3 protein-coding genes are annotated in these 11,758 nt (G+C 64.8%); all 3 read right to left on the bottom strand.

Annotated elements, in window-relative coordinates; genetic code table 11:
- Positions 1 to 1,675 (bottom strand): condensation domain-containing protein (locus tag EBB59_RS12895; protein ID WP_245979326.1); only part of this gene is annotated, 1,675 nt, incomplete at its 3' end.
- 9 nt (positions 1,676 to 1,684) lie between these two features.
- Positions 1,685 to 11,215 carry a non-ribosomal peptide synthetase gene (locus tag EBB59_RS12890; RefSeq protein WP_122102557.1) on the bottom strand — a complete coding sequence of 3,177 codons (9,531 nt, stop codon included), beginning with the start codon at positions 11,213 to 11,215 and terminating at the stop codon, positions 1,685 to 1,687.
- The coding region (locus tag EBB59_RS12885; protein WP_147455600.1) for an AMP-binding enzyme at positions 11,212 to 11,758 on the bottom strand (547 nt) is incomplete at its 5' end. The genes EBB59_RS12885 and EBB59_RS12890, both read right to left, overlap by 4 nt.

Here is an 11,758-nt window from a genome sequence, read left to right as displayed (position 1 = left end):
ACAACGCGACGTGCGCACCGGCGACCACGCCGGCCCGATCCAGCACCGCCGCGAGCGATGCCGCGGCGGCGTGCAGCTCGCCATAGGTGGATGCGCGATCGCCTTCCAGTACTGCGAGCGCGTCCGCTGGCTGTGACCACAGAAGCGTTGCCGCCGGAGCGGTCGCGATGGGCGGGGGCGATGGAAATTCCTGCGCCGCATGACGTAGAACCACCTCTTCGAAGCGGCATTCGGGTGCGGCGCACACTTGTTCGAGCAGCGCTTCGAAGTCTTCCAGCAGACGCTCGATCGTGGCCGCATCGAACAGCTCGGTGCTGTACTCCAGATGCAGGCCCAGATGGTCGTCTTCACGCCGCTCGGCAATACGCAGGCTGAGGTCGAAGCGCGCTCGCCGCTGTTCCAGTGTCAGAGGCGTGATGTTCACACCCGGCAACGCCAGCGCGCCGGCGTCGGGAACGTTCTGCAGCACGAACAGTATCTGACACAGTGGCGGCCGGGAGCCATCACGCGGAACTTCCAAACATTCCAACACGTGCTCGAACGGCACCTCGGCGTGTTCGAAGGCGCCTGTGATCGTCTCGCCCGCGTTGATGACGGCCTGACGGAACGTCAGCGCGGATGACACGCGATGCCGGATCGCCAGCGTGTTCATCAGGCATCCGATCAGGGGTTCGAGTTCAGCGCGACGACGGTTCGCGATCGAGCTCGCCATGCACAGGTCGTCGGTATTGCCGTAGCGCGCCAGCAGCCAGCCGAACGCGGTCTGCAGCATCGTATACAGCGTGGTCTCGCGTCCAGGAATCAGTTCGCCGGTGAGTGCGTAAAGACGTCGCGTCAGTGCGCCAGGCAACGTACGGCGCGCCTCCGCGCCAGTGTGGCGATACGCCTGGGCCGAAGGACGCGCGCGATCGAATGGCAATTCCAGCGTCGTCGGTACTCCGGACAGCGCCTGCGCCCACCAATCCGCCTGACGACGGAATCCCGCACTGCGCCGCCAGAGCCCTTCCCAGGCCGCATAGTCGGCGTACTGCACCGGCAGCGCTGTGAGCCGCCCCGCGTTGCCCCGCGCCAATGCCGTATAAATCTGCACCAGTTCCGACTGCAGCACGCCTTCGGACCAAGCATCGAACGCGATGTGATGGACGCACCACAGCAGCGCCCAACGCCGATCCGCCACGCGATAAAGCTCGATGCGCAGTGGCAACTCGTGATCGAGCGCGAAGGGTGTGGATTCCAGCGTCTCCAGCCGCTCGCGCAGTTGCGCTTCGATATCGCCGCTGTCCAGCGTCGACTCCGACAATGCGAGCGACGTGTGCGGCAGGACGATCTGCATCGGTACGCCATCGTTCTCGCGGTACACCGTGCGCAGAATCGCGTGCCGATCGACGATCATGTCGAGGGCGCGGCCCAATGCCGCAACGTCGAGCTCGCCTTCGAGCATCAGCCCCGAGGCAAGGTTGTAGAGCGCTTTCCCGGCGGTGCGCTCAACCAGGTACAGGCGCTTTTGTGCAAACGACAGTGGCATTGACGCGTCGTTGGCGACATGGGGCACGACCGGTAGCAGACTCATGTCGAAACCGCGCTCATCGAGGCGGATGAGAAACTGATCCTGCTTGTCGCGAGGCAATTGGATGGCGCGTTCGGCAATCGCGCGAAGTTCGGACTGTGAGGTCATGGGATACGGTTATTCCAGTTCGTCGAGCAGGTCGTTGAGGAAGCCCAGATCGTCGCCATCGATACGACGGGCGCCGGCATCGATGCATTCGGCCAACGCGGCGATGGTCGGCCGTGCGAACAACTCGGTGAGATCGAGGTGAATATTGAAGCGGGATTCGATGCGGGCCTTGCAACGAATCGCCGTCAGCGAGTTGCCGCCCAGGGCGAAGAAGTTGTCTTCCACGCCGACATTCGGCAGCCGCAGGAGCTCGCACCAGATCGCCGCGAGTTCGGTTTCGCACTCGCCCTGCGGCGGCCGTGACTGCGTGCATACACGTAGTCTGGCCGCCACCGGGAGACGGCGATGATCGAGCTTCCCGTTGACGGTAAGCGGCAACGACGACAGCGTTTGCCAGGCTTCGGGCAGCATGAACTCGGGCAGGCGGGCGGCCAGCCATTGACGTAGTTCCTCGGCGGCCGGCGCGGCGTCTTCGGATTCCGCAACGGTATAGGCGGCCAACCAAGTGTCGTCCTGTTCGCGCACGGCGATCACCGCCGCCTGGCGAAGCGCTGGATGCGTGCCGAGCACCGCCGCCACCTGCTCGGGATCGACGCGGAAGCCGCGCAGTTTGATCTGATGGTCGATGCGTCCGAAGAATTCGATTTCACCATCGCCCGCCACGCGCACGCGATCGCCGCTGCGGTACCAACACGTTCCGTCCGCATCGAAAAAGGCGTCACTGGTGAGTTGCGGTAGACCGTGGTATCCGCGGCCTACGCCGTTACCGCCGATGATCAGCTCTCCCGGCAAGCCCGCCGCAACCGTGCGTCCGCTACGCTGCACGCGTAGATGCGTGTTGCCGAGTGGCCGGCCGATCGCGATACGCCCATCGCTGCCGACACGGTAATGGGAGGCCACGACGGTGGTCTCCGTCGGCCCGTAAGTGTTGAGTAGTACCGGCTTATTCCCAAACCGCCGTTGCCATCGCATCAATGCCGCTGGCTGCATGGCTTCGCCGCCGAGGATGCATAGACGCCAGGACGGTGGCGGTGTGGCATCGCCGACGGTTTCGGCCAACGTGTGCCAGAACGCGGTCGGCAGACTGGCGATGCTGATGTTGTGACGCTGCACCGCCTTGCAGAAGCCGACCCCGTCAGCGAGGAACTCGTCGCCTGCGACCACCACCGTCGCGCCGTGCGCAAGCGTGACCCACACTTCCTCGATGGCGATGTCGAAGCCGGGAGAAGCCAGATGAAGCACGCGATCGCTTGGCCCGAGCCCGTAAGTCTTGCCGGCGGCGTCGGCATAAAAGGCCAGATTGTCGTGGCCGATCATCACGCCTTTGGGCGCACCGGAGGAGCCGGAGGTGTAGATCAGGTAGGCGAGGTCGCTTGTCCGCGTGCCGGCTGCACTTGGATCAGCGAGGCTCTGCGCGTCGGCCCGGCGCTCGATGGCGAGGGTCGGCACGGCCACGTCCAGTGTGAACCCGGGATGGTGCAGCAATGTCGTGGCGCCAGCGTCGGCAATGATGGCCTGCAAGTGCGACGGCGGGTGGGCAGGGTCCAACGGCACGAACGGTCGTCCGGCCAGCCATGCCGCCAGCTCGCCGACGATCAGTTGCCAACTGCGCGGCGCCAGCACGGCTACCGGCGCGCCATCCCGCGGCAAGGCCGCGGCGAATGCGCTGGCTTGTTCCCAAAGCGAGCGGTAATCCAGTTGCAGCGTGCCATCGTCGATAGCCAGCGCATCGGGATGCGTCGACACATGTTGGCGGATTCGCTCCGGCACCGTGTCGATCCGCACCGTATCCAATGGGGGCAGCGGCGTCTCGTCGCTCCATGCCAGTTCGGCGAGGGTGCTCCTCGGCGCTCGTACCACCGCTTCCAGCAGCCGCACATAGTGCTCGGCAAACTGGCGAACGCTGTGCTCGCGGAACAGATCGGTGGCGAATTCCCACAGGGCGACGCAGCCGCCGTCGCGATCGTTGATATCGAGCGAAAGGTCGAACTTCGCGGTCAGGTTTGGCGCCGCCAGCGCCTTCGCCTCGATCCCGGGCAACCGCAATCGCACCGCTTCGCCGCGTTGCGCCGAGAACATCACCTGAAACAACGGGTTGTGCGCGAGTCCCCGCGCCGGCCGCAGTGCGTCCACCAGTTGCTCGAAAGGCGTGTCCTGCCGCGCCAGCGCATCGGTAAAGGTTTGCGCAACGGCACCGACGAGTTCATCGAAACGCATCGCCGGGGTCGGCCGGTGACGCAGTAGCAATGTGTTGACGAAAAAGCCGACCATGTCCTGCAGCCCGGGATGATCGCGCCCTGCCGTGGGCGTCCCGACCACGACGTCCTCGTCTTCGCTGAGGTGATGCAGCAGTACGACGAACACCGCCTGTAGGAACACGTAACGACTGACCTGAAGCTGTGCCGCGAGTCTGTCGACATCGGCAATCAAGTCCGACGCCAGCGGATATTCCAACGTGCCGCCGGCGAAGGATTGCTGCGGCGGACGCGGCTTGTCGAGTGGAAGACCATGCACCGTTGGCAGGCCTTGCAACTGCGCACACCACCAGTCCAGGTCCGCCTTTGTACGCCCGTCACGTTCGCCCTCGCGCTGCCAGCTCGCGTAATCGCCGTATTGCAGCGACAGTGGCGACAAGGCTTGCCCCGGAGCGTCGTACGCTATCTGCATATCGCGTAGCAACACTGGCAGCGAGGCCGCGTCCGCCGCGATGTGATGCAGTACGAGTACGAGCACATGACGATCGGCTGCTCGGTGCAGCAGCGCGATACGCAGCGGCTGGTCGCGGCCGAGATCGATAGGCGCCGTGGCCAGATCGGCGATACGCGCCTGGAACATGACATCGTTCCAGGCGCTTGCATCTTCGCGAATCCAGGCTCGAGCTGCGTCATGCTCACCCACGACCTGATGGATCTCGCCTTCGTGCTCGACGAATCGAGTACGCAGAATGTCGTGGCGGGCCACGACAGCCTCGAAGGCTACGAACAAACGTTCGCTATCGAGATCGCCATCCAATTGGACGACCGCGGGAATCAGATAGTCGGCGGCGCCACGTGAAAGTTGCTCCAGCGCCCATAGCCGCGCTTGGCCGAACGACAGCGGCAGTGGGCCCTCGCGATCCAGCGGCACCGGCCCCTCGTTCACGACTCCCTTCTGATCCAATTGGTTCGCCAGTTCACGCACGGTCGGGCCTGAGAACAACCTCGCCAATGACGGCGCGGCGCCGAATTCCTCGCGCACGCGCGCAAGGAGTTTGACCGCCAGCAACGAATGTCCGCCGTGGGTGAAGAAGTTGTCGGTGACGCCCAAGGCTTCATTGCCGAGCAATTCGCACCACAACGGCAGCAAGCGCGCTTCCGTCGGCGTAGCGGGCGATTGGGTTTGCGCGACAGTCCGCTGCCATTCGGGCTCCGGCAACTTTGCGCGATCCAGCTTGCCGTTGACCGTCATCGGCAACCTACTCAGAACGGCATAGGCTTCCGGCAACATGAAAGCCGGTAGCGTGTGCGCCAGCCGCTGACGAGCCTGCTCGACAAGCGTTTCCGCATCCGCATCGCTGGCCAGCCATGCCACGAGACGCGGTTCGCCCGTCGGATCGCGACGCAGATCCACCGCCGCGGCGCTCACGCCTGGCACCGCTTGCAATTGCGCCGCCACATCGCCCGTTTCGATACGGAAGCCACGCAGTTTGATCTGGCCGTCGTTGCGCGACAGGTAACGCAGCTCGCCATCGCCGCCGACATATACGCGGTCGCCGGTTCGATAGGCGCGTTCTCCATCCGCATTGATCACGAAGCGCTCGGCGGTGAAGTCGGGGCGTCCCAAATATCCCAGTGCCAGTGCCGGGCCTGAGACATACAGCTCGCCGATTGCACCAGGCGGAACGACGCTACCGAGCGCGTCACGCACGCACAGACGCAGGTTCGGCAACGGCGCCCCGATGGGAGGAAGCGCGGGCCATCGCGCGGGATCGTTGGGAAGATTGTGCGCGGTAACTACATGCGTTTCGGTCGGTCCGTAGTGGTTGACCAAGCGGCAGTGCGGATGCGCCTTGAAAAAATCACGTAGCGCTGGACTAATCGACAGTGCCTCGCCCGCCACGGTGATGACCCGCAGCGAAGGCAGTGGCTCGCATACCAGCGATGGCAACAAGCCGAGAACCGCCACGGGCAGGAACAGGCGTTCGATTCCACTTGCGCGGATCAGATCCACGAGCGCTGGCAGATCGAGCCGCTGCGCTTCGTCCACCAGCACCAGGCGCGAGCCGGTAGTCAGCGCGGTGAAGATTTCCTGGAACGAAACGTCGAAATTGAGCGACGTGAACTGAAGGGTGGCGAGCCGTTCGCCCAGTCGCGGCTGCAAGACCGTCTGCGCGGTGAGCAACTGTGTCAGCGCCCGATGCGGCATGACGACACCCTTGGGGGTGCCAGTGGAACCGGACGTGTAGAGCACATAGGCCGGCGCCTCGACATTGTCGACATGCGGAGGCGGTGCGGAATGCTGCGCGGCACGCACGCTCGGCATGGACAAACAGGAAGCCTGAGTGCCTGCGAGCAACGCGGCTCCCGTGTCATCCAGCAGCACGCAACGCGGTGCGGCTTCAGCGACGATGAGCGCCAGACGATCGCGGGGGTAGGCCGGATCCAGCGGCAGATAGGCCGCCCCAAGACGCAGGCACGCCAGCATCGCGGTGATCGAGGCGACTCCGCGCGCCAGGCACAGACCGACGCAGTCGCCGCCACGTACGCCCTGCGCGTGCAGGAATCCAGCGCATTGCTCGGCACGTTCGAGGAGTTGCGCGTATCCGATGCGCTGTTCGCCGTGATCGAGCGCGATGGCATCCGGGTCGGCCGCGACCGCATCGGCGAACCGCGTCCACAGATCGGTGGAAGACGGCGGCGTTGACAGTGGCGTCAGCGACTCCGACTTTGCCAAAGACAGGTGCGAGATAGGCGTGTCTGGTCGCTCCACCAGATCGCTCAGCAGCGCCTTGAAGCTTTCGGCGAGGCTGAGGATCGTCTGCGGATGGAACAACGCCGTCGCGAATTCGACATTGCCGGACAACGCGCCATTGCGCCGGGTCAAATGCAGACTCAGGTCGAACTTGGCCGTCTGGCTATGACTGTCCATCGCGCTCACATGCACGTCCGGCAAGCCGAACTCGCTCCCCGTTTCATGCAGCGCGAACAGGATCTGAAACACCGGCGCGTGCACGCCCTGCCCCGCCAGGCCGAGTTGCTCCACCAGGCGCTCGAAGGGCAAGGACTGGTGGGCGAGATCGGCCAATTGCTGGTCTCGTGTGTCTTCCAGCAATTGCGGCAGGCTGCGATCGCGATCGATACGTTCGCGCAACACCAGCGTGTTGGCGAAGAAACCGACCAGCGATTCGAACTCGGGCCGGTCGCGGCCGGATACCGGCGTACCCAGCATGATCTCGTCGCTATCGGCATAACGCGCGAGCACTGCGGCAAATGCCGTCTTCAGCAACAGGAATGGCGTGACGCCGCACTGCGCCGCGAGTGCATCGAGTCGCGCCACCAGTGCGACCGGCAGTTCAAATGCGTGGTGATCTCCACGATGATCGGGCCGCTCCGTCCGCGGGTAATCCAACGGCAGCGCATGGACGGTCGGTGCGCCGTGTAGACGATCGCGCCAGTAGTCGAGCAGGGGCTGCTCCTGGCCAGTGCCGAGCAGACGCTGTTGCCAGTGCGCATAGTCGGCGTATTGCAAGGCTTGTCGCGGCAAGATAGGAGCGGCGCCCTGGCGCAGCGCGGCGTACGCCGCAGCCACCTCTTCCAACAACAGGCCCAACGAAGCCCCGTCGGCACAGATGTGGTGAAGGCAGGCCAGCAAGACATGTTCGTGGTCTTGCAATTGCAGCAACCGCATGCGCAGCGGAACGTCCCTCGCCAGGTCGAATGGCGTGCAGGCCATGGAATCGATACACGCCTGCAAGCGCTGCGCCCGCGTTTGTGGATCGAGTGCGCGCAAGTCCTGCTCGTGCCACGGCAGCAGCGGCGTCTCCTGTGGGACGAGGTAAGGCTCCCCATCCTCGGCCAGTATCCGGCTGTGCAGCACTTCGTGCCGCTCGAACACGCTGGCGAACGCCGCCTGTAGCGCGGCGCGATCCAGCGGGCCTTCGATCCGCCATGCGCCAGGCATGTTGTAGCTTGGCGAGGCAGGATCGAGTTGCTGTAGGAACCACAGCCGCTGTTGCGCCGGTGACAGCGGAAGACGACCGCCGCGAGCGATGGCGACCGGAGCGGGTTCGTCTGCGCCGATCGGCTCCAGCGCCGCCGCAAGTGCCCGGACGGTGGGTGCGGCGAACAGTGCGCGCAACGTCATCGGGCTACCCAGTCGGGTTCGAATCAGGCCCGCCAGCCGTGCGGCCGCCAACGAATGGCCGCCCGCGCGGAAGAAATCGTCATCGGGCCCGAAGTCCGGCCGCCCCAGTACTTCGCGGAACAGCAGCAACAACGCCTGCTGGTCGTCGGCGAGTGGTTCGTCGTTGGCCGAAGGCGTCTCCCAGTGGGGCCTGGGCAATGCGCCGCGGTCAAGCTTGCCATTGCGACTGAGTGGCAGGGAATCGAGCCGCACCAGCTGCGCAGGCACCAGATAGAACGGCAGTTGCCGTGCCAGTTCGGCGCGCAACCGTGACTCGTCCAACGCCTGCGTGCCGCCGCACCAGTATGCGATGAGACGATTCTCCCGTTGCGGATCGTGCATGCAGACCACGCACGCGTCGAGCACCCCGGGAATCGACCGTAAGCACGCTTCCACCTCGGCCGGTTCCACCCGGAAGCCCTGTACTTTGACCTGATCGTCGTGGCGACCCATGTAGATCAGCTCGCCATCCTGCCAGCGCACGCGATCACCGGTGCGATAGACGCGCTCGCCCTCGATCACGTCAAAGCCCGATGCGCCCTGCGCGGCATGGCCGACATAGCCCTCGCCGACGCCCGCTCCCGCCAGCACCAACTCGCCGACCACGCCCGCAGGAACGCGTGTGCTCCCCTGCCGTACCAGGCAGCGTGTATTGGCATAGGGGCGACCAATGGATACGGTTTCGGCGCATGTGAGATCGGCGCAACTGGCGGCGACGGTAGCTTCGGTCGGGCCGTAGCTGTTGAGCAGACGGACGCGTGATCCGACAGCCTCCCGCCATGCGCGCAGACGATCCGCTTGGACGGCTTCACCGCCGACCACGACCAACCGCAACGGGCTACCCGCTGGAATCGCGGTGCGCGGGTCGTCGCAGAGCACATGCCAGAACGCGGTGGGCAGCGAAACAACGCTGATGTCGTGTCGCTGAACGCAGGCAGCGAAACCGGCGGCACCGGCGACGGCTTCGTCGTCACGTAACACGAGCGTGGCGCCACCGGTCAGTGTGCAGAAAATCTCCTCCGCGCTGATGTCGAACGCCAACGTCGAGAGCTGCAGCACGCGGTCGGTGGAAGCAATGCCGTACAGGGCCGATGCAGCCTCGATGTAGCTGGCCAGGTTGCGCTGCGTGATGCGCACGCCCTTGGGACGGCCCGTCGAACCGGAGGTATAGATGACGTAGGCCGGATCATCGAGCCCCGACACGAGATCCGGCACGCTGCGATCGGATGCCATTGCATCCACGGACACCCAGGCGACACCTTCCAGCGGTGCCTGCGATACCAGCAGGCGAGCGTTGCTGTCTTCCACCATGAAGCCGATGCGTTCGGGTGTCTGTGCCGGATCGATAGGTAGATAGGCCGCGCCCAGCCAATGACAGGCCAGCATGGATTCGATCATTGCCCGCGAACGCGGCAGGCACAGCGCCACGGTGTCGCCCGCGCGCACGCCATGCGCGGCAAGCCCGGCGGCGTATCGGCCGGCTTGTTCGACCAGCTCGCGATAGCTGATTACAAGTGCCCCCTCCACCAAAGCGATGGCGTCCGGGGTCTTTTCGGCCCAGGCAAGAATCGACGACAACGCGGTACGCTCGCCGGTGACACGTACCTGCCCTTCCCAGTCCTCCAACTGCGCGCGTCGCTCCGCCTCCAACATGTCGAGCGAATGCAGTGGGGCATCCGGCGTCGCGCACATCTGGCTGAGCAACGTCCGCAGATGCGCAGCCATCGCCGCGATGCGCGCCGCGTCGAACAAGCGCGTGTTGTATTCGAATGACAGTTCGATGCCCTCATCGCCATCGGTCGCGTCGAGTGACAGCTCGAACTTGCTGCCCGCCTGCGGCAGCGGCCAGGGCCGCAGCGTCAGCCCCGGCAGGGACGGTTGCGCAGATTCGCGTCTCTGGTAGGACAGCATCAGTTGCACGAGCGGGGCGTGACTCAGGCTGCGCGCCGGGCTCAATGCTTCGATCAGCTTCTCGAACGGCACATCCTGATGCGCGAATGCGGCCAGGGTTGCCTCCCGCGTACGTTCCAGCCATTGGCGGACGGTCAGTCCCTCATCGACGCGATGACGCATCGCCAGTGTGTTGACGAAGAAGCCCACGAGCGGTACCAGTTCGATGCGATCGCGCCCCGCCACGGGGGTGGCGAACGCGACATCGGGGTCGAAGCCGTGGCGTTTGAGCAGCAATGCAAATGCGGCCTGCAATACCACGAACATGGTGGTACCGCTGGCCTGTGCCAGATTCGCCAGATTCGTGCGTATCTGCGCGTTCACTTGCACAGTGTGGCGGGCGCCGGCGTTATCGAGCTGTTCCGGACGCGGTCGATCCAAGGGCAAAGCATGCACGGGCGCCAGTCCTTCCAACTGTTCGCACCACCATGCCAAGTCCCGCTCGCCCGTGCCGGAAGCCCAGCGTTCGCGTTGCCAATGGGCATAATCGGCGTAGCGCAGTGGCAAAGGTGCCCACTCGGGTCGGGTTCCCGTCAGGTTCGCGGCGTAGCCCTGCGCGAATTCCTGGGTCAAAACGGCAAGCGAACGCGCGTCACCGGCGATGTGGTGGAGCAACATCAGCAGCACATGGTGCTGGGTATCGAGCCGAAACAGCCGCACGCGCAGCATCGGCTCGCGATCGATGGCGATGCCGCGGCCGCATTCCTGCGCGAGGTGTTCAGTCAGATGCGCATCGGGGTTATCCGTTTCGCTCAGGTCGACCAATGCGAACGGGGCCTCCCATTGGTGCAAACGCTGCGCGCGGACCTCGCCATCGTGTTCGCGGAAGACCGTGCGAAGCGCCTCATGGCGATGCATCAATGCGACGATCGTGCTTTGCACGGCTTGTACATCGAGCTCGCCACTCAGCTCGATGGCGCTGGGGATCAGGTACAGGGCCGCATCGGATTCGATCTGTTGCAGCAGCCACAAGCGTTCCTGCGCCGGCGACAGCGGGGCATCGTCGCGATCCTCGGCACGCGGAATTACGTCGATATCCGCATGATTTGCGGCCAACAGCGCAACCAACTCATCGCGACAGGCCTGAAGTTGCTGGCGCAACGCGTCGGTGAGGCTGCCATTGGGGGCCTGCACCTGTATGCGACCATCGACCAGACTCAGCTGCACGCCACGGCGACGCAACTCGATCAGCAGTTGCGATACGTTCATAGCGCGAAAGTCTCCATGGATTCGTCGCTCGAATCGGCCACGGCGGCAGGCGCGCTCAGGGCATCGATCAGGCTCGCCTGATCGACCAGACGCGGTTGCTCGAACAGCGACTTGAGGGGTACGGCCACGTCGAACGCCACACGGATCGCTTCGGCCAGACGCACGACCAACAACGAGTGACCGCCCTGGGTGAAGAAGTTGGCATCGCGTCCCGGCAGCTTGCCGCCAAGTAACGATTGCCACACTGCGGCAAGGCGGTGCTCGGTGGGCGATTCGAGTGGTGCAGCATCGGAGGATGCGTCTTGCTCCAGCTTCGGCAGCGCCTTTCGATCGAGCTTGCCGTTGACCGTGAGCGGCAACGCCGCCAGCAACACGATCTGCCGCGGCAGCATGTAGTCGGGCAGCTGGGTGCGCAATTGCTCACGCAGTTGCTCGGCATCCAGCGCAACACCGGCCTCCGCCACCGCATACCCCAACAAACACGCGCCCTCGCCCCGACCCTCCAACACCACCGCCGCATCCGCGACGCCCGCCAACGCGGCC

Origin of the sequence: Solilutibacter pythonis (assembly GCF_003697345.1) — a bacterium.
Lineage (GTDB): Bacteria > Pseudomonadota > Gammaproteobacteria > Xanthomonadales > Xanthomonadaceae > Solilutibacter > Solilutibacter pythonis.
Note: the sequence above shows the minus strand (reverse complement) of the source record. Positions and strands in the feature narration are given on the sequence as shown.